Below are 22,058 nucleotides of genomic sequence, written 5' to 3' on the forward strand. Positions count from 1 at the left end.
AATCGCTGTGTTCGGGATTGCCACTCACTCTAGCCTGGTTGATTATCAAAATTAAGATGGGTAATCGGTAAAGACTGTTTGAATATATGAACAATGTCGATCTGGAGTTGATGGGACTGTTCGCCACCGTGGTGGAGCAGGGAAGCTTTACCCGGGCCGCCGAACTGCTCGGCATGCCCAAGTCATCGGTGAGCCAGAAGATCTCGCGGCTCGAATCCCAGCTCGGGGTGCGGCTGTTGCAGCGCACCACCCGCAGGTTGAGCCTGACCCCGCAGGGGGAGCTCTATGTGGAGCACTGTCAGGGACTGCTGGCACTGGCCCGCAGCGCCAATCTGGCGATGGCGCGGCTGCGCTCGGCCCCGGCAGGGCGGGTGCGGATCACCGCCCCCGAGGCGACCGGCACCCTGCTGCTTGGCCGGATCCTCGCCGAGTTTCGCGCCCTCTATCCAGAGGTAGTGCTGGAGCTGACCCTGAGTGACGAACAGCTCGATCTGGTGGGGGAGGGTTACGATCTGGCGCTGCGGGCGGCGCCGCTGAAAGACTCCAGCCTCATCTGTCGGCGCATCGGTCAGGTGGCACGCCATCTGGTGGCGGCACCTGCCTATCTGGCGGCTCACGGCATGCCGCAACAGCTGAGCGAGCTGGGCCGTTATGCCTGTCTGGTGCACTCGGCCATGCCGGTGTGGCCATTGCAGGAGGGGGGCTGGCGGCCGCAGGGGGCCTGTGTCAGTAACAGCTTGCTGGCGCTGCGGGAGATGGCGATCCATGACGGGGGGATTGCCCTGTTGCCCCACCATGTCTGTGAAGGGGATTTGGCGGCGGGGCGGTTGCAGAAGGTGTTGCCGGATCAGCCCATTCCGGCCAACCCGTTTTACCTTATCTATCCGAGTCGGGAGCATCTGGCCCCCGCCCTGCGCACCCTGATGGATTTCGTGGCCGAGCGGTTGCCGTTCGCCTGAGTTACCAGCTGCTCTGGCTGGCCGACTTCTGATTGGGTTTGAGGCCGAGGGGGACCGACTGGCGCTCCGCCAGCATGCGGATCTGCCCTTCAATCAGGCTGGCGCTGGGCCCCAGCACCAGCACCAGCTGGTGGTCGTTGAGCTGGATCCAGGAGAGGCAGCCCAGCCCCAGCAGGCGGGATTGATCCACCAGCGAAATATCGCGCACCCGCAGGCTGAGCCGGGTGAGGCAGACGCTCATCGCCACCAGATTGTCCATCCCGCCCAGCACCTTGAGATACTGGATCGCCAGCATCTGCGGGTCGGAGGGGGCAACACTGGCGAGGCGCGGGTGTTCCACCGCGATGGGCTTGCTCGGCATGCTGAGGGGGGCTCGCTCCAGCAGCTGATAGAACAGCAGGGTGTAGGCGACGAAGAACAGGATACCGACCGGAATGAGCCAGAAGCTGTGCTCACCGGATTGATAGCTCAGCACCAGATCCAGCAGACCGGCGGAGAAGTAACTGCCCACCTTGATCCCCAGTCCGCTACAGACCGCCAGCGACAGCCCGGTCAGCAGGGCGTGGGCGAGAAACAGCCAGGGGGCGGTAAAGGCGAACAGAAACTCGATGGGTTCGGTGATGCCCACCAGTGCCGAGGTGAGCGCCAGGGTGAGCAGCAACCCGCCCTGCGGCAGCCGCTGCATCCGCTGGCGGTGCAGCCAGATGGCAAAACAGGCGCCCGGCAGGCCGAACATGATGATGGGGTAGAGACCGGCCACATACCCTTCATGAAGGGGTTGGGCGGCAGCCAGCGCCTGCAGGTTGCTCTCGCCAAGGCCGATGACGCTACCCAGCACTTGATGCAGACCGAGCGGGATCAGCAAGCGGTTGAGGGTGCCATAGCAGAAGGCGCCAAATGGCGTGGTGAGCAGCTCGGAGGTGAGCAAAGTCAGCCCGCGCTCCAGTGGCGGCCACAGCAGCGAGAGGGGGATGGCGATCAGCAGGCAGGCCAAGGCCGACACCAGCAGGCTGGGAAACTCCCCCTTGGCGATCTGCAGCCAGCGAGGCAGCGTTTGCTGGTGAACCCAGGGATAGATGATGGCGGTGGTGAGCCCCGCCAGCAGGCCACAGATCATGTCGGCGTGCAGGTTGGGGGCCAGAGTATTGAAAGCGGTGCTGAGCAGCAGGAAGTTGACCGCCCCCGCCAGCGTCTGTCCGCCCAGCTCCTGCCGGCTCAGGCCAAAGGCGATCGCCACCGCATAGATAAGCGGCATCTGGCTGAAGATCGCCTGACCGGTGAGGGAGAGCACCGCCAAATCGAGTACGTCGGGTTGCCCAAGCCGGTAGATCAACGCCGCCATCGGCAGGATGGAGACGGGCAGCAGCAGGGCATAACCGAGCCTCTGCAGGGCTTGAGTGACGACTTGTCGAGTGGCTTTTACGGGCATACAGCGGCTACTTTTTGTGACTTGGCGCACAGTTTAACCGGAAACCACCCATTTGGGGATAGTTTTGGAACCCCTAATTTATCTTTTTATTACTTCTGCTCGAAAAGCTCGCGCACTTCCCGCGAGGGCTGCGCGGTCAGCAGGCTCACCGCGATAAAGATCACCAGCGCCAGCGTGAGGCTCGGCACGATGGCGTGCAGGCCAGCCAGCTTGATCCCCCACTGACTCAGTACCCCATAGCTGACGATGCCGCTGACCATGCTGGCCAGCGCGCCTGGGCCATTGGCCCGCGACCAGTAGAGGCCGAGCACCAGCGGCCAGAGGAATACCGCCTGCAGACCGCCAAAGGCGAGCAGGTTGAGCCAGATGATCATCTCGGGCGGTTGCAACGCCGCCAGCAGCACCAGGGTGCCGAGGATCAGGGTACAGAGCAGGGAGAGGCGCGGAATGCGCACCTCCAGCTTCTCCTGTTTCGGACTCAGGTAGTTGAGGTAGAGATCTTTCACCAGAGTGGCGGAAGCCTGGATCAGCTGGGAGTCGATGGTGGACATGATGGCCGCCATCGGCGCAGCCAGAAAGACCCCGGCCAGCCAGGGGGGCAGCACTTCCATCATCAGGGAGGGCATGATCTTGTCCGGATTGTCCATGCCGGGCAGGATGGCGCGGCCGAGGGCGCCAGCCAGATGCATGCCGAACATCAACAGGGCGCTGACCACGGTGCCGATCAGAATGCCACGATGGAGCGCCTTGCTGTCGCGATAGCCAAAGCAGCGCAGCGCCGAGTGGGGCAGCCCCACCACCCCGACACAGACCAGGATCCAGAAGCTCAGCATAAAGGGCTGGGTCAGCATGTCATCGGCCCCTTGCGGGCTGACCAGTTTGGGATCGATCTCCCTGAGCTGGTGGATGAGGTTTGGCAGGCCGTCACCGGCAATCAGAATCCCCGCCAGCAAGGCGCCGGTGCCAATCAGCATGATGATCCCCTGCAGGGCATCGGTCATCACCACCGCACGGAAGCCGCCGATGATGGTGTAGAGCAGCACGCAGCTGGCAAACAGCATCAGCCCCTGCTGGTAGGAGAGTCCGGTGGCGGTCTCCAGCAGGCGGGCACCGCCGATAAACTGCACCACCATGGTCGCGATAAAGGCGAGGATGATGGTGACGGAGCCGAGGATCACCACCGCCTTGCTCTGATAGCGGGCCCACAGCATGTCGTTGATGGTCACCGCATTGACCCGGCGGGCGATGATGGCGAACTTCTTGCCAAGCACCCCCAGAGTGAGCCAGACGGTGGGCAGCTGGATCATCGCCAGCAACACCCAGCCCAGACCAATCTTGTAGGCCGCACCCGGCCCGCCGATAAAGGAGGAGGCCGAGGTGTAGGTGGCCACCAGCGTCATCGCCAGCACCAGCCCGCCCATGCTGCGGTTGCCGATGAAATACTCCTGCACGAAGTTGCCTTCGGCGCGATGGCGGCTGGCCCAGAAACCGACCCCCAGCACCAGTACCAGATAGATGACGAGCGGCAGCATCAGCTCAAGATTCATGGGATGACTCCTTGCCGGAAGGGGCGTGGGTATCGAGGGGGATCTCCACAAACAGCCGGTTCACCATCAGGGCGCAGAGCAGAATGAACAGCAGTGGCATCACCATGCAGCTGAGCAGGAACCACAGCGGCAGCCCCCACCACTCCAGCTGGAGCGGGATAAAATAGGCGGTGCCATACCAGGCAAAGAAGTAGAGCAGGGTCAGCAGCAGGCAGAAAGCTGCTTCCCGGCGGGCGAGAGCAAAACGGTTCACCTTGGCCTCCGACAAATTTGAGGGGCGCAAGGATAACAAAAAAGGGCCATGTCGCCATGGCCCTTTTTCAGCAGAGACTCCTTGCGGAGCTGACTTCCGGCTGGATTGCAGATAAACAGCTGGCTGCTATCTGGCCGGAAGTGATTGTTCTGCCAGCGAGATCTTACAGACCCAACTTCTTGTGCAGGTAGTGGATATTGGTGCCACCATGCTGGAAGTTTTCGTCTTTCATGATCTCTTTTTGCAACGGTACGTTGGTCTTGATCCCTTCCACCACCAGCTCGTCCAGCGCATGACGCATGCGGGCGATGGCAATGTCACGATTCTCGCCGTAGCAGATCAGCTTGCCGATCATTGAATCGTAGTGGGGCGGTACCTTGTAACCGGCATAGATGTGGGAGTCCCAACGCACGCCCAGACCACCCGGCGCGTGGAAGCGCTGCACCAGACCCGGAGAGGGCATGAAGGTGGCCGGATCTTCGGCGTTGATCCGGCACTCGATGGCATGGCCACGGATGCGGATATCCTGCTGGGTGATCGACAGGGGCTGACCGGCGGCAATGCGCAGCTGCTCCTTGATCAGATCGATACCGGTGACCATCTCGGTGACCGGATGCTCAACCTGGATACGGGTGTTCATCTCGATGAAATAGAACTCGCCGTTCTCGTACAGGAACTCGAAAGTACCCGCACCGCGGTAGCCGATCTCGATACAGGCGCGCACGCAGCGCTCGCCGATGAACTTGCGCATTTCGGCGGTGATGCCCGGTGCCGGTGCCTCTTCCACCACTTTCTGGTGGCGACGCTGCATGGAGCAATCACGCTCGCCCAGATAGAGGGCGTTGCCCTGGCCGTCTGCCAACACCTGAATTTCGATGTGGCGCGGGTTTTCCAGGTACTTCTCCATGTAGACCATGTCGTTCTTGAAGAACTGGCCTGCTTCGGATTTGGTCAGGGCGATAGCGCCCGCCAGTTCCGCTTCATTGCGCACCACGCGCATGCCGCGACCACCACCGCCACCGGCGGCCTTGATGATCACCGGATAGCCGATGCGCTTGGCGATGGCGGCGTTGTGCTTGGCGTCGTTGTCGACAGGGCCGTCAGAGCCGGGTACACACGGCACGCCAGCCTTCTTCATCGCTTCGATGGCAGAGACCTTGTCACCCATCAGGCGAATGGTCTCGGCGCGCGGACCGATGAAGATGAAGCCGGATTTTTCGACCACTTCGGCGAAATCGGCGTTCTCGGAGAGAAAGCCGTAACCCGGGTGGATAGCCACGGCACCGGTGACCTCGGCGGCGGCGATGATCGCCGGGACGTTGAGGTAGGAGTCGGTACTGGCCGGTTTGCCGATACAGATGGATTCGTCGGCCAGCAGCACATGTTTGAGCTCCCGGTCGGCGGTGGAGTGAACGGCCACTGTCTTGATCCCGAGCTCTTTACAAGCGCGCAGGATCCGCAGGGCAATTTCACCGCGGTTGGCGATGACTACTTTGTCCAACATGGGTGGCGATTTCCCTTATTCGATGATGAACAGCGGCTCGTCAAATTCGACGGCCTGACCATTTTCAACCAGGATCGCTTTGATCACACCGGCCTTGTCAGACTCGATTTGGTTCATCATTTTCATGGCTTCGACGATGCACAGGGTGTCGCCGACATTGACGTGCTGACCCACTTCCGCGAACGGCTTGGCATCCGGGCTGGAGGAGCGGTAGAAGGAACCAACCATCGGGGAGCGCATCAGGTGACCGCTCGGCGCGGCATCAGCGGCAGGTGCGGCAACCGGGGCGGCAGCGGCAGGTGCGGCAACCGGAGCGGCTTGCTGCATCATCATCTGTGGCATGGCGGTGGTCACCTGACCGGAGAAGTTGCGGCTGATGCGAACGGACTCTTCACCTTCGGAGATCTCCAGTTCGGCGATGCCGGACTCTTCAACCAGTTCAATCAGCTTCTTGATTTTGCGGATATCCATTAGCATTCTCTTTCTTCTTTATCTGATCAGTGATTATCAAGCCGCGCGCAGATGGTGCACGGCCGCGGTTAAAGCGAATTGGTAGCCATCGGCTCCCAGACCACAAATGACCCCTTTGGCGACATCAGACAGATAGGAGTGATGGCGGAACGGCTCCCTGGCATGGACGTTTGACAGGTGAACCTCGATAAAAGGGATGGCAACGCCCAGCAGCGCATCGCGGATGGCGACGCTGGTGTGGGTGAAGGCGGCTGGATTGATGATGATAAAATCCACCTGGCCCATGGCCTGATGGATGCGGCTGACCAACTCATGTTCGGCGTTGGATTGCAGATGCTCCAGAGTGACACCGAGTTCGCTGGCGTTAAGCTTCAGATCGGCGACGATCTCATCGAGCGTCTTGCTGCCGTAGATACCCGGTTCCCGTTTGCCCAGCAGATTCAGGTTTGGTCCGTTGAGCAGGAGAATTCGGTGATTTTGCGACATATTGAGTGCATCCTCGATGATAATGCTGCTATCTATCAGCTATCTTGTGGACTACCAGAAATCTAGCCATTTTCTGCGCAAATCGGTGTGCCCTGGCACACAGATTTCGCAATTATATTGATTTCGTGAAAATTAGCAGCATTTTACTGGTCTAATCTCTACATCTGGCTATTTATTGCACGTTCCGGTCGGCAAGGCTCCGTGACTGCCGCCCTGCTGTTTGCTGGCGGATTAGAAACAACAAAGCCGGCGCAGGGCCGGCTTTGTTGAGCAACAAACGAAGCGGGATCAGGCGGCTTCCGACTTCTCGCGAATGAGTTTGTCTACTACGCCCGGATCCGCCAGGGTGGAGATATCCCCCAGACTGTCGGTCTCGCCGGTGGCGATTTTGCGCAAGATCCGGCGCATGATCTTGCCGGAACGGGTCTTCGGCAGCCCCTCCGCCCAGTGAATTACATCTGGTGTGGCGATGGCGCCAATCTCCTTGCGCACCCACTCCTTCACCTCTTTGTGCAGCTCGCGGCTCGGCTCTTCCCCGGCGATCAGGGTGACATAGGCGTAGATGCCCTGACCCTTGATCTCGTGAGGTACCCCCACCACCGCCGCTTCGGCGATCTTGGGATGGGCCACCAGCGCTGATTCAATTTCGGCGGTACCCATGCGGTGGCCGGAGACGTTCAGTACATCATCCACCCGACCGGTGATCCAGTAGTAGCCATCGGCATCGCGACGGGCGCCGTCGCCGGTAAAGTAGCGGCCGGGGAAGGTGGAGAAGTAGGTCTGTTCAAAGCGCTCATGATCGCCGAACACGGTGCGCATCTGACCCGGCCAGGAGTCGGTGATCACCAGATTGCCCTCGGTGGCGCCTTCCAGTGGCTCGCCCATGTTGTCGACCAGCGCCGGTTGTACCCCGAAGAAGGGGCGGGTGGCCGAACCCGGCTTGAGGTCGGTGACGCCGGGCAGCGGCGTAATCAGGATGCCGCCGGTCTCGGTCTGCCACCAGGTATCGACGATGGGGCAGCGCTCGTCGCCAATGGTGCGGTAGTACCACTCCCAGGCTTCCGGGTTGATGGGTTCACCCACCGAGCCCATGATGCGCAGGCTCTGGCGCGAGGTGCCGGTGACCGCTTCGTTGCCCTTGGCCATCAGGGCGCGGATGGCGGTGGGGGCGGTATAGAGAATGGTGACTTGGTGCTTGTCCACCACCTGGCTCATGCGGTTGGTGGCCGGGTAGTTGGGCACCCCTTCGAACATGATGGTGGTGGCGCCATTGGCCAGCGGCCCGTAGACCAGATAGGAGTGACCGGTGACCCAGCCCACGTCGGCGGTACACCAGTAGATATCCTGCTCGTGGTAGTCGAACACATATTTGAAGGTGAGGGTGGCATAAACCAGATAGCCGCCGGTGGTGTGCAGCACCCCCTTGGGTTTGCCGGTGGAGCCGGAGGTATAGAGGATAAAGAGCGGATCTTCGGCGTTCATCGCCTCGGGCGGGCAGTCGCTGCTGACGGCGGCGGTCGCTTCGTGCCACCAGATGTCGCGGTGGTTGTGCCAGGCGACATTGCCGCCGGTGCGCTTGAGCACGATCACCTTGTTGACCTGGGTATCCGGGTTGGTGAGCGCTTCATCCACATTCTTCTTCAGCGGCACCGGACGGCCGCCACGCAGTCCCTCATCGGCGGTGATCACGATGCGCGAGCCCGAGTCGATGATGCGACCAGCCAGCGCTTCCGGCGAGAAGCCGCCGAAGACGATGCTGTGTACCGCGCCGATGCGGGTACAGGCCAGCATGGCGATGGCGGCTTCGGGCACCATGGGCATATAGAGGCAGACCACGTCGCCGCGGTGAACTCCTTGTGCTTTCAATACGTTGGCAAACTTGCACACTTCGCTGTGCAGCTCACGGTAAGTGAGTTTGCGATCTTCGGCGGGGTTGTCCCCTTCCCAGATGATGGCGACCTTGTCACCCCGTTCGGCGAGATGGCGGTCGAGACAGTTGGCCGAGACGTTGAGCTGGCCATCTTCAAACCATTTGATGGAGACATGGCCCGGATCGTAGGAGGTGTTCTTGACTTTGCTATAGGGTGTCATCCAGTCGAGGATTTTTCCCTGCTCTCCCCAGAAGGCGTCCGGATTGTCGATGGAGGCCTGATACATGGCCTCGTACCCGGCCTTGTCCAGCAGGGCGCTGTCGCGGATATGGGATTTGACCGGGTAGACCTTGCTCTCGCTCATCTGTCACTCCTTTGAATAGATCTTTTAATGGTTTCTTAACAACTTATACCTTTGGTAGCGGGGGGCAATTAGACTTTTGGATAGGCGGCAACAGTTGGTTACAGGGCAAAGAGTGACAATTAATCGGTGAGCGGGTAAAAGGGGCGTGTCGATTAATTGGAGGTGATTATGTTTTCCCTGTTGCTCTGTGCATCCCTCTGGCAGTTTGATGCGCCAGTGCCTGCTGGCGAACCGCTGAAAGAGTTTGCGATTACCCACCAGGAGGCCTCACCCGCGCAGCGGGATCGGGTGGCCGATCAGCTTGGTCATGCATGGCAGGCCAAAGAGCCCGGCACCAGACTCACCTTCAGGGAGCCTGCCCCCCGTTATGCTGGCGAATCACCGCTGACGCGGATGCTCAATGACCGTGATGATGGTTGGGAATCCCGATTGCATATTGAGTGGTAGTCCGGTTGGCAGCCAGGAGGCGGATGCCTCCCGGCTGGTGATGAGCATTGCCTGCCGCTATGACGCATAGCGCTGATGCAGGCGATCTCCCATATGCTCGACATGCAGTGGTTTGCTGAACAGATAGCCCTGCCCTTCGCCGCAGTTGAGTGACTGCAAGAAGGCATGTTGTGCCTTGGTTTCAATTCCCTCGGCGGTGACCTCCATATCCAGACTGTCGGCCAGATTGATGATGGTGCGGCAGAGCTCCCGACTGTTCTTGTCTTCCGGTAATGCCTGCACAAACGCCCGGTCGATCTTGATGCGATCGATCGGTAGGGTCTTGAGCAGACTCAGTGACGAGAAGCCGGTACCAAAGTCATCGATGGCAATCTGCACGCCGAGATTTTTCAGGCGAGTAAAGAGATCCAGACTCTGTTCGACCCGCTGGATGATGCTCTCCGTCACCTCAATTTCCAGCCGTTCTGGCGGAAATCCGGTCTCGGCCAGGATGGCGGCGACCCGTTCAACGTAGCCCGGGGAGCGCATCTCCCGCACCGAGACGTTGACTGACAAGCGAGGCACCGGCAGTCCGGCGGCCAGCCAGTTTTGTCCCTGCTCGCAGGCGTTGCGCATCACCCACTCGCCAATTTTCTCGATCAGGCCGCACTCCTCCGCTACCGGAATAAAACGGGTCGGCGCTATCATTCCCTCATTTGGATGTTGCCAGCGCAGCAGGGCTTCCAGCCCGCTCAGGTGGCCGTTGGCCAGATTGGTCATGGGTTGATAGAAGATGCAGAGCTGTTCGAGCTCAAGGGCCTTGAGCAGACCCTGCTCAATCTGCATCCGCTCGCGGGCTCGTGCCGCCATGCAGGGGGTATAGAACTGGAAGCCGTTGCGCCCCTGACTCTTCGCCTCGTACATGGCACTGTCGGCGGCGCTGACCAGAGTTTCCGGGCTGTCGGCATGATCCGGATAGATGGCGATACCGATACTCGCCGAGATAGCCACCAGTTCATGGGCCAGCTCAACCGGTTCGCGCAAGACTCTCAGCAGGGTATTGGCGAGGGTCGCCAGCTCGTCAGGCTCCTCCAGATAGGGGATCAGCACCAGAAACTCGTCACCACCGAGGCGGGTTGCCAGATCGTTGTGCTGCAGGCAGCCGCGGATCCGCTCAGCAAGCCGCTTGAGCAGCTCATCGCCGACCCCGTGCCCCAGGCTGTCGTTGATCAGCTTGAAGCCATCCAGATCGATAAAGAGCAGCCCCAACCGTTTGCGATTGAGCTGCGCGGTTTTCAGCTCAAGGGCCAACCGCTCCTGCAACAGATGGCGATTGCCCAGCTCGGTCAGGGGGTCGTGATAGGCAAGGTGATTCAGCTCGGCCTCCACCTTGCGAATGGCGCTGATGTCGGAGAGGGCAATCACATAGTGGGTGGTGTTGTTGAAGTTGTCATAGACAGCGCTGATCTGCTGCCAGGAGGAGAAGTAGCTGCCATCCTTGCGCAGGCAGACCATCTCGCCGTGCCAGGCGTTGTTGCCGGGGCGCAGGTGATACCAGGGATAGTCGAGGTCGGTGTAGCGTCTGGGGTGCATGATGATATCCGGGGTGCGCCCTATCACCTCCTCGGCATTGTATTGGGTCAGCATGGTGAAGGCCGGGTTGACCGACAGAATATGGTGCTCGCTGTCGAGGATGATGATCCCCTCGGCGGTGGTATCGAATACCACGTTGGCCTGATGGAGCCGCTCCTCCTGACGGCGGCGGGCGGTGGCATTGTGAATGACGCCCATGACCCGGTGGCCGACCGACTCGGTGGCGGGGACATGGTCGGCATGAATATCGACCCAGTGCCGCTCTTTGAGGGCGGTGAGGTAGCTCAGGGTGAGATGGATGGGGTCATGGCTTTGCAGGGCTGCTTTTAGCTGGTTGCCTGAGCCCGGTTCAAAACAGTCGACGAACGCTTGCAGCCCGCCGTGGAACTGGTTGGCCTCGATGCCCAGCAGCGGCTCAATCTGGCCGTCGAACAGTAATCTGTCCTCCGCCACGTGCCACTCCCACACTCCGATTTGAGCTGCGCGCATTGCCAGCTGCAGCCGTTGTTCGGTTTCGTACTGCTCGGTGATGTCCCGCACGATAGCGAGGATGCCGCTCAGCTCGCCCTGCTCATTGCGCATCGGGCTGTAGGTGGCCTGAAAGCGGCGGGCGCTGCTGTCGTACGCAGCCGTTTGACCTGTAATGGCGATATCTACGTAGGGCATGCCGCTGCGCATGATCTGCTGAAACATGGGCTCCAGCGTCGGTGCCAGTTTGGGTACCACTTCTCGGAGGTGCTTGCCTTGATGCTCCTCGATGCTCTTGCCATTGATGTCGGCCAGCACCTGATTGACTTTGCGGTAGCGAAATTCTCGGTCAAATACACCGATGCCCAGAGGGGCGTTATCCATCAGCTGTGTCAGGACGGTGTGATCTGACAGCTGGGCCAAGATTGCCTCGGTGGCGGCGTTGAAAGGCTTCCCATCCATGATGACCTCGGCATTGATTGATTTGTCACTTGTGTCGATTTTCAGTATGGCACGAACGGTTTCAGGGGGTGCCCAGCAGAGTTATCTTGCTGTTTGTTGAGGAAAAGTTGTGCCATGTATCGACCATCTGCGGTGTGCGGTCACTGGGTGGCAGTATCCATATGAGGGCAATGTCGGGACTTTTTTTGAGTCCCTCCCACCTATTGCAAACTGAATTGGTAGCGCAGTGTCAGGCTGACGGTGGGTTGCCAGTCACGTTCCTTCATCAGCCATTGTTTCGCACCCACTTCGGTGTCCAGCGTCCATTGATCCCAGCTCCAGCGTCATTCCCCATTCACGCCACCCCTCTTCGGCATCATATGCAGACATGTATGCCTGGTTACCTCTCGTCAGCCAGAGATTAAAGGAGATGCTGGCAGGCAGCGGGAGTGAATGCTCCATATACCAGATCTGGCCATAACGACCGGTCACATCATAAAGCTGGCCAATGCTCAGTTGATGTTCGTCATCCAGTTGCCAGCCAAGGCGCCATAGCGCGCCGAAACGGGTGTGATCCGCCACCTGCATGGGGCTGACCCCCACGGCGATAAAACTCTGTTGATAAAGGGGCAACGCGACGCCCGCACTTTGGCCATCGATAAAGATAAGGCCCATCTGTGTTTCGCGTTCATAGCCGAGCCAGAGTTGCACGCTGGAGTCGGCGCCCTCTCCCGCCCGGCTGCTATCGAGTTGCCATTGGCTGCCCATGACCAGCGCCCTGGCCGGGAAGGGCGAGAGCAGGGCGATGAGCAGCAGTAACCCGCGCTTATTTGCCATACAGTCGTTGCCAGTCCCGATCCTGATGCATCCCCATCAGGTGACAGATGATGCCGGAGCGCTGGAAAGCATGGATAAGCAGTACGCTGGCGCAGCAGAGCAGCATGATCAGGCCGAAGCTGTTGGGCAATATGGTGCCCTGACGAGCCGTCCACCACAGCAGCAAGGGGCCCCACAGGTGGACGAAGATGCTCTTGTGGAAGATGAACACGGTCAGCGAATACATCCCGATCCAGTTGAGCGGTCGCCAGCAGAGACGAATATTGCGCTGATGCAGCCACAGGATGATGCCGATCACCAGAAACTCCATGCCCCAGATCCCGGCACGGCCCGTCATGTCCAGCGCCAGCTCATGTTCGTTGGCGTAAATGTCGTTGAGTTCGACCGAGCTGGTCTCGCCAAGGCGCAGATAGATGGCGAGCGCCACCACGGAAAGGGTGAGCACCAGGCGATTGAGGCGGTCCCGCCACTGGGGGCGCTGATGCCAGCACCAGCCATAGAGAAAGCCGAAACAGCCGCTGGCCATGAAGAGATCGAGGCGGGCATCCAGCTCATAGTCGGGGTGAACGTGCAGCTTCATCCAGCTGTCAATGTGACCGAGCAGATCCTGCACGCCGAGCTGATCCAGCAACAGGCTGAGCACGGTCAGTGCCAGCATGCCGCGAATGCCAAACCAGCCATACACCAGCGAGAAGAGCGCCAGCAGACACATCCAGAGCATCACCGGGTAGAAGGAGATGGCCTCGCCGAAGTTGGGGGCGATGACCAGCCCCTCCACATAAAGCACGGCAATGATGCTGACAAACAGCACCAGCTTGCTTTTTAGCTGCGGTCTGAAGCGGGCCTGGTCACGACGACTCAGGTTGAAGGCGGCCAGGGCCAGGTAGATCTGGCTGACCCAGGGGATCAGCCAGGCCGAGACCTGGGCCGTGGTGTGATCCATGGGCAACAGGTGGCCAGCCATGGCTTTGTGGGAGAGGTAGAAGCTGTCCCACAAGGCGTGTTCGCGAGTGAAAAAGTCGATATACCAGTAGTTGAGGTAGCCGGTGTAGTGCTCGAAGACGGCCATAAAGATGACGAGCCCTCGCAACAGGTCGAGACCCGTGATGCGTACGTCCTGTAGAGGCATGGGGTTGCTCCTGAATCGGTTGAAAAGGAGCCGCACTATAACGGTTGTAACAAAACTGAACGGGGGCTGAATGTAAACGAATATTACCCGACTTCCACCCCTTGCCCTTGCCATGACTGGGGTGAGAGGAATTTGGCTGTCATGATTTGTAATGGTTTGGCCGGTTTTTTAGCCTTTTTGACGACCAAATGCCTGAATGCCGCGCACCAGTACCAGCCAGCCGAGCAGGTGGAATGGCAGAGCCAGCAGATAGAGCAGCAGAAAGTGTGACTCGTTGCCGCTGCAGTTGATGAAATCAATCCAGGCGGCCAGCAGCGCCAGCATGCCGGCGATCTGGAAGCGGCGGCGCAGTACCACCTCGACCCCGAGATTGGCGAGGTAGAGGGTGAGCAGGATACCGCCAAAGCCGGTGAGCTGGGCAGTGCCGTAGAGCTCGCGATCCGGGTGGAACAGCAGGGTGACGAGAGGGGTCATGCCCTGATCCAGCGGGATCAGGGCCAGCAGCCAGCATGCAATCAGAAGCAGGGCTGTTTTCATCGCGGCCTCAGTCGGCAGACGGTGCCGGTTTGACCAGAGAGAGGTAGTTGGCATCCATCTTGAGGAATACCCCCAGCAGACGGGCACTGGCGCCGTAGAAGCCAAACCGGTCGGCGGCGCGACAGGCGGTCTCGAACTTGTCGAACCAGCCCAGCAGGTGGCCGTGCAGCAGCGCTTCCTGCTCGTCGAGCCAGCGTTCCCGCTCGGCCGCGCTCTTGGCTTCCGCCGCGCGGATGATGAGATTGCCCATCAGATCCAGCTCGATGGCCAGATGGTCGGCAGGCTCTTTATATTTATCGCTGATATTGATGCCGAGGCGCTCGAGGCGAGCCTGCATCTCGGTCATCGGGGCCTGCATCAGCAGCTTGAGCTTGGCATCGCCACGGTAGAGCGATTCGTAGGGCAGGGCGCCCTGCTTGGGATCCACCAGAAACAGACCGGTGAAGTCGGCGGCGAGTTCGAGCTGGCGATCCGGGCGCACCAGCAGGCGAGCGATGGCGTCGTTGAGTTCGGCCACGGCTTCGCGCATCGGATCCAGGGTGGAGAGGCTTTTCAGGAAGCTTCGCACATCATAGGTGTCATATTCGGCGATCTGCTCATCACTGAGTTCGGCGGCGAACAGGGTGGAGAACCACCAGTAGAGTTCGGCCCGGCGTTCGCTGGTAGCCATAAATTCCTGCATTTTTCCTCCGTGGATGGAAATCGGGAGCCTTGATGGCTCCCGATTCTAACGACTTTAAAAATAAAGGAAACTTGATGGGGCGGTTTCAGTGAACCCTGGCAGCCGATCCAGCGGTTGCGGTTGGCTGGTCTGTTCAGGGGCGGGTCTCGAATTGCGGGCAATCGTCGTCAATCTGGTGCCAGGGGGCCTTGGAGCCGACAAAGATATGAAAGCTTGGCTGCTGGGTCGGTACGTCATCGAGGATCCCCAGTCGCAGATTGATCTTGCCGCTGCTGTGCTTCTGGCTAAAGAGGCTGGAGCCGCACTGGCTGCAGAAGGCGAGGGTGGTCTCCGGAGATTTTTGGTAACGGCTTATCGCCTGTTCCCCTCTGGCGATGGTGACCTTGTCGCCATCCAGCCCGCCGACCGGGGCGTAGTCGGCGCCGGAGAATTTGCGGCACTCCGAGCAGTGGCAGTGACCCATGTAATCAAACTGGTCTGGCAGGTGCAGATGAACGGTGCCACAGAGGCAACTGGCGTGTAACTGTTTCATTTTGCTTCCTTGTACCCGGCGGCACGCTAAAGGGTTTGGTCATCGCTATCCCGAAACAGCACCTGTTTGCACTTGGCGCAGACCCATTCCCGGCGAAAATCGGTCAGGTGCACCATGCCCACCTCCAGCAACTCGTGGTGGCCGCAGTGGTGACAGAAAATGATGTCGCCATCGACAGCTTCCGGGTGGGCCGCCAGATATTCGGCTTTGGTGGGGAGCTGATCCCACGAGGTGGTAGAAACATGTTTGCGCTGGCTGGTGTAGTAGACCCAGTAGAACAGAAAAAAGACAGCCAGGATCACGAATGTCAGCAGATGGTCCATCTTGAACTCCTCCGGTCAGATGTCGCCCTTCGGGTGGGTGGCGGCAATCAGCTCCATCATCATTAAATTTGTTTCGAATGAATATGTTACAGGATGGATCACGACGGCGTTGTGATCCCCTTCGGGTTTTGCCCGCCCAACCGCGGGATGAAAAATGTCTCTTTTGGCGAAGGAGCCAGGGTATTGAACGTGGAGGGAATCTTGCTTTTTACAACATAAATTCAACATTTTTTTAGGTGGTTGGACTGTCTCTTTGATCCAGCTCACGTTACAATGCCCACGCCCACTTCACCTAACGCGCAAACGATTTTCAGGAGAGAAACGGATGTTGAAACGTGACATGACCATCGCCAATTATGATCCGCAATTGTGGCAGGCCATCACAGACGAAACCCGTCGTCAGGAAGAGCATATCGAGCTGATTGCGTCTGAGAACTACACCAGCCCCCGTGTCATGGAAGCCCAGGGCTCCCAGTTGACCAACAAGTACGCCGAAGGTTACCCCTCCAAGCGTTACTACGGTGGTTGCGAGTATGTGGATGTGGTCGAAACCCTGGCCATCGAGCGCGCCAAAGAGCTGTTCGGTGCCACTTACGCTAACGTGCAGCCGCACTCCGGCTCCCAGGCCAACAGCGCCGTTTACATGGCGCTGCTGCAACCGGGCGACACCGTACTGGGCATGAACCTGGCCCACGGCGGTCACCTGACTCACGGCTCTCCGGTCAACTTCTCCGGCAAGCTCTACAACATCATTCCTTACGGTATCGATGAGTCCGGCAAGATTGACTACGACGAGATGGAGCGTCTGGCCATTGAGCACAAGCCGAAGATGATGATCGGTGGCTTCTCCGCCTACTCCGGTATCGTTGACTGGGCTCGCATGCGCGAAATCGCTGACAAGATCGGTGCCTACCTGTTCGTCGACATGGCCCACGTGGCTGGCCTGATTGCCGCTGGCGTCTACCCGAACCCGGTGCCCCACGCTCACGTGGTTACCTCCACCACCCACAAGACCCTGGCCGGTCCGCGCGGTGGCCTGATCCTCTCCGCCGCTGACGACGAGGAGCTCTACAAGAAGCTCAACTCTGCCGTATTCCCGGGTGGTCAGGGTGGCCCGCTGATGCACGTCATCGCCGGCAAAGCCGTTGCCTTCAAAGAGGCGCTGGAGCCCGAGTTCAAGACCTATCAGGCTCAGGTAGTGAAAAACGCCAAGGCGATGGCTGCGACCTTTATCGAGCGCGGTTACAAGATCGTCTCCGGCGGTACCGACAACCATCTGATGCTGGTTGACCTGATCGGCCGCGAGCTGACCGGTAAGGATGCTGACGCTGCGCTGGGCAAAGCCAACATCACCGTCAACAAGAACTCCGTGCCCAACGACCCGCGCTCCCCGTTCGTCACCTCCGGTGTGCGGATTGGTACCCCGGCCATCACCCGCCGCGGTTTCAAGGAAGCCGAGTCCATCCAGCTGACCCACTGGATCTGTGACGTACTGGACAACCACGACAACGATGCCGTGCTGGCCACCGTACGCGAGAAGGTGCTGGATATCTGCCGCCGCTTCCCGGTCTATGGCTGATAACGGCGTTAATCCCTGTTGAGATCAATGCAACTGGGCGTTGCGCCTCGTATCAAATCCCCGAGCATTGCTCGGGGATTTTGTTTTCTTAACGTGACCATTCGGTTTTCAACGACGCTGTCTCAATGTGGAGAAACGTCCCTAGTTTGAACGTTCGAGAGCTGTTACTTAACATGGCCCAAAGAGGAGCAAGATACGGAGTGATAGCCGCGGGTGAGCACGACTTGACAGGATGAAATGAAAAGAGGCGGCCCGTGGCCGCCTCTTGCGTAGTGACTAACTGATGGGCGCGAAGCCTTACAGCTGCTCGATACCGACGATATGCCAGGGGGCATTGTTCTGGGCCAGATCGCGCTCGAGGTGCCACACCTCTTTGATGTCTTCCTCAACCTGTTCCTGACGGTCCATGTAGCGGCCGCTGAAGCGCACGCTCACCTGAGCCCAGTCGCTGCCGTAGTCGGCGCGTACCAGCTGGGTATCCACATACATCACTTCGGTATGCTGGTCGCCAGTCAGTTCGGCGCGCTCGGCTTTGAGCTGTTCAAACAGCTCCGGGCTGACGTATTCGCGCACTTTCTCCAGATCGTTCTTGTTCCACGCCTCTTGCAGGGTGCGATAGTGATCGCGGGCACCGGCCAGGAAGCTGTTCATGTCAAAGCCAGGTGGCAGGCGGAACGGCACGTCGCTGTCGGCAAAGCCGGTGGCTTGCGGTGCGCTGTTGCTCTGCTCGAACTGCTGCGGGGCAGCGGATTGCGGTGGCTGATAGCCCGCATAGGCCGCCTGTTGTGGCTGTGGCGTCGCGACCTTGCCCCGGCGCATGGCACGGAACAGGAAGACGGCACCCAGCGCCAGCAGGGCGATCAGCAGGAAGTCCATTCCTTGCAGACCTTCAAAGGCACCGCTGCCCAGCAGGTAGGCAAACAGGCCACCGGCCAACAGGCCGCCCAACAGGCCACCCATCATGCCGCTCTTTTTCGGCGCAGTCTGGGCACCCAGTGCCGGGTTCTTGGTGTCGACCGGTTTGGCCGCAGGCTGGGCCGGCGCAGTTTTGTAACTTTTACCAAAGGATTTGCCGCCGCCAAATTTCTTGGCTTCGGCGTGAGGTGCCCCCAGGCCAATGGCCAGGATCACGGCAAACAGGGTCAGCATCTTTTTCATTTTGACTCTTTTCACTCTCGTCTGTGGGTGGGGCATGCTCCGCTTTGGCAAGCTCAGCAAGGCGCATGGCAGGCTGCCTGTCCCTAAATGTGTCGCAGCTTGTATTCATCAATATCACTGTTGGCATGAATTATTCATGAACGAGTTGTCTGGTCATCAGACGTCAAGAGCAGGAGTACACAGCATGAAAAGCAGACGATTGAGTCGCAAGGAGCGCAAAATGCGTAGCAAAATCAAAAGCAACAAGAGTGAGCCGACCCTGGTCTGGCCCTTTATGATGGTATGAGTCGCCAGATAGGGCTCGCCGTAGTTGGCTTTCTTTTGTAAAATTCCCGTCCCCTTCCCGCTGCGGTTTTTATGTGTATGGCAGAGCAAGTGACGGCGAAAAAAGACGCCAAGACACAACAGCTGAAAGTTCCTCCCCACTCTTTTGAGGCCGAACAGTCCGTACTGGGCGGCCTGATGCTGGATAACGATGCCTGGGATCGGGTTGCCGAGCGGGTGATCGATCAGGATTTCTACAGCCGCCCGCACCGGCTGATCTTCCAGGCCATGACCCGCCTCTCCAACGCGGGCAACCCCATCGACCTCATCACCCTGCAGGAGGAGCTGGAACGCTCCGAGCAGCTGGAGGAGTCCGGTGGCTTCGCCTATCTGGTGGAGATCGCCAAGAACACCCCGAGTGCTGCCAACATTAACGCCTACGCCGAGATCGTGCGTGAGCGGGCGGTGGTACGGGAGATGATCTCGGTCGCCAACGAGATAGTCGAAGCGGGCTACGAGCCACAGGGCCGTACCTCCGGCGATCTGCTCGATCTGGCCGAGAGCAAGGTATTCAAGATTGCCGAGCAGCGCAGCAGCGCCAATGAGGGCCCCCAGCCCCTCAAGCTGATCCTCGAGCAGACGGTCGACAAGATTGAAGAGCTGTTCAAGACCCCGCACAACGGGGTGACCGGGGTGTCGAGCGGTTATGGAGATCTCGACAAGATGACCGCCGGTTTGCAGCGTTCGGACTTGATCATCGTGGCGGCCCGTCCCTCCATGGGCAAGACCACCTTTGCCATGAACCTCTGTGAACATGCCGCTCTGACCGCGGACAAGCCGGTGCTTATCTTCTCGCTGGAGATGCCCTCCGAGCAGATCATCATGCGTATGCTCGCCTCGGTCGGCCGTATCGACCAGACCAAGGTGCGTACCGGTCAGCTCGATGACGAGGATTGGGCCCGCCTCTCCTCCACCATGGGATTGCTGCTCGAGAAGGGCAAGATGTATATCGATGACGCCTCCGGCCTCACCCCGACCGATGTGCGTTCTCGCGCCCGCCGCATCGCCCGTGAGCACGGTGGCCTCTCGATGATCATGATCGACTACCTGCAGTTGATGCGGGTGCCAGCACTCTCTGACAACCGTACCCTGGAGATCGGTGAAATTTCCCGCTCCCTCAAGGCGCTGGCGAAAGAGCTGCAGTGCCCGGTGGTGGCGCTCTCCCAGTTGAACCGAAGCCTGGAACAGCGTGCCGACAAGCGCCCGGTCAACTCGGATCTTCGTGAATCGGGTTCCATCGAGCAGGACGCGGATTTGATCATGTTTATCTATCGTGATGAGGTTTATCACGATGACAGCCCGGATAAGGGGATTGCCGAGATCATCATCGGCAAGCAGCGTAACGGGCCGATAGGAAGAGTGCGCCTCACTTTCCAGGGTCAGTTCTCCCGGTTCGACAACTACGCCGGCCCAGCGTTTGATGACGACTATTGATGTAAACCCAGGGTGATGGGGGATTAGCCATCACCACGACTGCCCTGACCGATAGCCCAAGCAGACAGCGGCCAACCGTCAGGGCCTGTTTTCCCGGTTCGACAATTATGCCGGTCCGGCCTTCGACGACGATAAGTGAGTGGCGGTCTTCGGCCCGATGAGGGGGAGACCATTTGTGCCCTCGTAAGGGAAAACCATGAAAGCGGCTACTGCCCAAATCAACACTGCGGCCTTGCGCCACAACCTCGCCGTGGTCAAACGCCACGCTCCCGCTTGCAAGATCATCGCTGTGGTCAAGGCCAACGCCTATGGCCACGGACTGCTGCCGGTCGCCCGCACCCTGGTGGATGCGGATGCCTATGCGGTGGCCCGCATCGAAGAGGCGCTGATGCTGCGCTCCTGCGCCGTGGTCAAGCCTATCGTGCTGCTGGAGGGATTCTTCTCCGCCGACGATCTGCCGGTGCTGGCGGCCAACAACCTGCAGACGGCGGTTCACACCTGGGAGCAACTCGAAGCGCTGGAGCAGGTCGAGCTGCCAGCCCCCGTAGTGGCCTGGCTCAAGCTCGACACCGGCATGCACCGCCTCGGGGTACGTGCCGACGAGATGCCTGCCTTTATCGAGCGACTCGGCAAGTGCAAGAACGTGGTGCAGCCGTTCAACATCATGACTCACTTCAGCCGCTCCGATGAGCTGGGGCAGCCCACCACCCGCGAGCAGATCGATCTCTTCAGCCGTCTCACGGCACCGCTGGCAGGCGAGCGGGCCATGGCCAACTCGGCGGGCATTCTGGCCTGGCCGGACTCCCACTGCGACTGGGTTCGCCCCGGCGTCATCCTCTATGGCGTGTCGCCGTTCCCCAATACGGTGGCGGCCGATTACGACCTGCAGCCGGTGATGACCTTGAAGACCCAGCTGATTGCGGTGCGGGATCACAAGGCGGGCGAGCCGGTGGGCTACGGCGCCAACTGGGTGTCGGATCGCGATACCCGGCTCGGGGTGATCGCCATCGGCTACGGTGACGGCTATCCGCGCATGGCGCCCAACGGCACTTCCGTGCTGATCAACGGCCGCATCGTGCCGCTGGTGGGGCGTGTCTCCATGGATATGAGCACGGTCGATCTGGGCCCAGGTGCCACCGACAAGCCCGGCGACGAGGCGGTGTTGTGGGGCGAGGGGCTGCCGGTAGAGCGGGTGGCCGACGAGATTGGCACCATCCCCTACGAGCTCATCACCAAGCTCACCTCCCGCGTCTTTATGGAATACGTCTGATGTGGCAGCAGTGCCTGTTGACCTTAAAGCCCCGTTCGCGGGGCTTTCATCTGGTGACGGACGAGCTGGTGGCCAAGCTGCCGATGCTGGCGGATTACCGAGTCGGCATGGCCCACCTGCTGCTGCAACATACCTCCGCCTCGCTCACCCTCAACGAGAATTGCGACCCCAGCGTGCGCTGCGATATGGAGGCCCATCTGCACCGGCTGGCGCCGGAGGATGCCCCCTACTATCGCCATACCTATGAGGGGCCAGATGACATGCCCGCCCACATCAAATCCTCCCTGCTCGGGGTGAGTCTGTTGCTGCCGATCCGCGATGGTCAGCTGGCGCTCGGCACCTGGCAGGGGATCTGGCTTGGCGAGCATCGCGTCGATGGTGGTGCCCGCAAGGTGCTGGTAACCCTGCAGGGTGAGTAATCAGGCTGCAACCAGCCGAAAT

General features: G+C 59.9%; 21 protein-coding genes and 1 pseudogene. 6 read left to right on the plus strand and 16 right to left on the minus strand.

The window, feature by feature from the left end:
- Positions 1-86 precede the first annotated feature (86 nt).
- On the plus strand, positions 87-959 hold the full coding sequence (locus BN1115_RS19715; protein WP_042658500.1) for a LysR family transcriptional regulator: 873 nt from the start codon (positions 87-89) through the stop codon (positions 957-959).
- Between the two features lies 1 nt (position 960).
- Here the strand turns inward: BN1115_RS19715 and BN1115_RS19720 are convergent, their stop codons facing one another.
- The 7 genes from BN1115_RS19720 to acs all read right to left on the minus strand — a co-directional run bounded on the left by BN1115_RS19720 (position 961) and on the right by acs (position 8,884).
- Complete coding sequence (locus BN1115_RS19720) at positions 961-2,388, minus strand: PTS transporter subunit EIIC (RefSeq protein WP_042658501.1); 1,428 nt, start codon at positions 2,386-2,388, stop codon at positions 961-963.
- Between the two features lie 89 nt (positions 2,389-2,477).
- Positions 2,478-3,935, minus strand: a complete 1,458-nt coding sequence (gene panF, locus BN1115_RS19725; RefSeq protein ID WP_042658502.1) for a sodium/pantothenate symporter — start codon at positions 3,933-3,935, stop codon at positions 2,478-2,480.
- Positions 3,925-4,188, minus strand: coding sequence for a YhdT family protein (locus BN1115_RS19730; RefSeq protein ID WP_042658535.1), 264 nt, complete (start codon positions 4,186-4,188; stop codon positions 3,925-3,927). The genes panF and BN1115_RS19730 overlap by 11 nt, the downstream gene beginning before the upstream one ends.
- A 163-nt stretch (positions 4,189-4,351) precedes the next feature.
- Entirely contained in the window at positions 4,352-5,692 is a 1,341-nt protein-coding gene (accC, locus tag BN1115_RS19735) for an acetyl-CoA carboxylase biotin carboxylase subunit (RefSeq protein ID WP_033137748.1), read from the minus strand.
- A gap of 15 nt (positions 5,693-5,707) precedes the next feature.
- Positions 5,708-6,163: an acetyl-CoA carboxylase biotin carboxyl carrier protein gene (gene accB / locus BN1115_RS19740; RefSeq protein WP_042658503.1), complete on the minus strand. Its 456-nt coding sequence runs from the start codon at positions 6,161-6,163 to the stop codon at positions 5,708-5,710.
- Between the two features lie 36 nt (positions 6,164-6,199).
- Positions 6,200-6,649, minus strand: a complete 450-nt coding sequence (gene aroQ, locus BN1115_RS19745; RefSeq protein WP_042060050.1) for a type II 3-dehydroquinate dehydratase — start codon at positions 6,647-6,649, stop codon at positions 6,200-6,202.
- Between the two features lie 288 nt (positions 6,650-6,937).
- Positions 6,938-8,884: an acetate--CoA ligase gene (gene acs / locus BN1115_RS19750; RefSeq protein ID WP_042658504.1), complete on the minus strand. Its 1,947-nt coding sequence runs from the start codon at positions 8,882-8,884 to the stop codon at positions 6,938-6,940.
- Positions 8,885-9,052: 168 nt separating this feature from the next.
- On the opposite strand from acs, the gene BN1115_RS19755 reads away from it, so the two are divergent.
- A complete protein-coding gene (locus tag BN1115_RS19755) occupies positions 9,053-9,331 on the plus strand; it encodes a hypothetical protein (protein ID WP_042658505.1) in 279 nt (92 codons plus the stop codon).
- A 57-nt stretch (positions 9,332-9,388) separates the two neighbouring features.
- Here BN1115_RS19755 and BN1115_RS19760 read toward each other — a convergent pair whose 3' ends face one another.
- From BN1115_RS19760 to BN1115_RS19795, 8 genes and pseudogenes are all read right to left on the minus strand, one after another.
- Complete coding sequence (locus BN1115_RS19760; RefSeq protein WP_082034909.1) at positions 9,389-11,833, minus strand: sensor domain-containing protein; 2,445 nt, start codon at positions 11,831-11,833, stop codon at positions 9,389-9,391.
- Between the two features lie 200 nt (positions 11,834-12,033).
- Positions 12,034-12,649: pseudogene (locus BN1115_RS19765) on the minus strand (hypothetical protein).
- Positions 12,639-13,778, minus strand: coding sequence for a hypothetical protein (locus BN1115_RS19770; protein WP_042658506.1), 1,140 nt, complete (start codon positions 13,776-13,778; stop codon positions 12,639-12,641). Before BN1115_RS19770 ends, BN1115_RS19765 begins: the two are co-directional and overlap by 11 nt.
- 168 nt (positions 13,779-13,946) lie before the next feature.
- Positions 13,947-14,315, minus strand: coding sequence for a hypothetical protein (locus BN1115_RS19775; protein WP_042658507.1), 369 nt, complete (start codon positions 14,313-14,315; stop codon positions 13,947-13,949).
- A gap of 7 nt (positions 14,316-14,322) precedes the next feature.
- Complete coding sequence (torD, locus tag BN1115_RS19780) at positions 14,323-14,997, minus strand: molecular chaperone TorD (protein WP_042658508.1); 675 nt, start codon at positions 14,995-14,997, stop codon at positions 14,323-14,325.
- 133 nt (positions 14,998-15,130) lie between these two features.
- The gene (locus BN1115_RS19785) at positions 15,131-15,529 is read right to left on the minus strand and encodes a GFA family protein (protein WP_042658509.1); all 399 of its coding nucleotides are present in this window, start codon (positions 15,527-15,529) and stop codon (positions 15,131-15,133) included.
- Positions 15,530-15,555: 26 nt separating this feature from the next.
- Positions 15,556-15,852 (minus strand): hypothetical protein, encoded by a 297-nt coding sequence (locus BN1115_RS19790; protein ID WP_042658510.1) that lies wholly within the window; start codon positions 15,850-15,852, stop codon positions 15,556-15,558.
- 15 nt (positions 15,853-15,867) lie between these two features.
- On the minus strand, positions 15,868-16,119 hold the full coding sequence (locus BN1115_RS19795; protein ID WP_128821507.1) for a hypothetical protein: 252 nt from the start codon (positions 16,117-16,119) through the stop codon (positions 15,868-15,870).
- Positions 16,120-16,177: 58 nt separating this feature from the next.
- Between BN1115_RS19795 and glyA the strand changes: the two genes are divergently transcribed.
- Positions 16,178-17,431: a serine hydroxymethyltransferase gene (gene glyA, locus BN1115_RS19800; protein WP_042060071.1), complete on the plus strand. Its 1,254-nt coding sequence runs from the start codon at positions 16,178-16,180 to the stop codon at positions 17,429-17,431.
- Between the two features lie 297 nt (positions 17,432-17,728).
- Here glyA and BN1115_RS19805 read toward each other — a convergent pair whose 3' ends face one another.
- Positions 17,729-18,589: a Tim44 domain-containing protein gene (locus BN1115_RS19805; RefSeq protein WP_042658512.1), complete on the minus strand. Its 861-nt coding sequence runs from the start codon at positions 18,587-18,589 to the stop codon at positions 17,729-17,731.
- Between the two features lie 363 nt (positions 18,590-18,952).
- On the opposite strand from BN1115_RS19805, the gene dnaB reads away from it, so the two are divergent.
- The 3 genes from dnaB (at position 18,953) to BN1115_RS19820 (ending at position 22,036) form a co-directional block, all read left to right on the plus strand.
- Entirely contained in the window at positions 18,953-20,347 is a 1,395-nt protein-coding gene (gene dnaB, locus BN1115_RS19810; protein ID WP_033136212.1) for a replicative DNA helicase, read from the plus strand.
- 196 nt (positions 20,348-20,543) lie between these two features.
- The gene (gene alr, locus BN1115_RS19815; RefSeq protein WP_042658513.1) at positions 20,544-21,617 is read left to right on the plus strand and encodes an alanine racemase; all 1,074 of its coding nucleotides are present in this window, start codon (positions 20,544-20,546) and stop codon (positions 21,615-21,617) included.
- A complete protein-coding gene (locus BN1115_RS19820) occupies positions 21,617-22,036 on the plus strand; it encodes a secondary thiamine-phosphate synthase enzyme YjbQ (protein ID WP_042658514.1) in 420 nt (139 codons plus the stop codon). The genes alr and BN1115_RS19820 overlap by 1 nt, the downstream gene beginning before the upstream one ends.
- Positions 22,037-22,058 lie beyond the last annotated feature (22 nt).

It is taken from the genome of Aeromonas allosaccharophila, assembly GCF_000819685.1.
Lineage (GTDB): Bacteria > Pseudomonadota > Gammaproteobacteria > Enterobacterales > Aeromonadaceae > Aeromonas > Aeromonas allosaccharophila.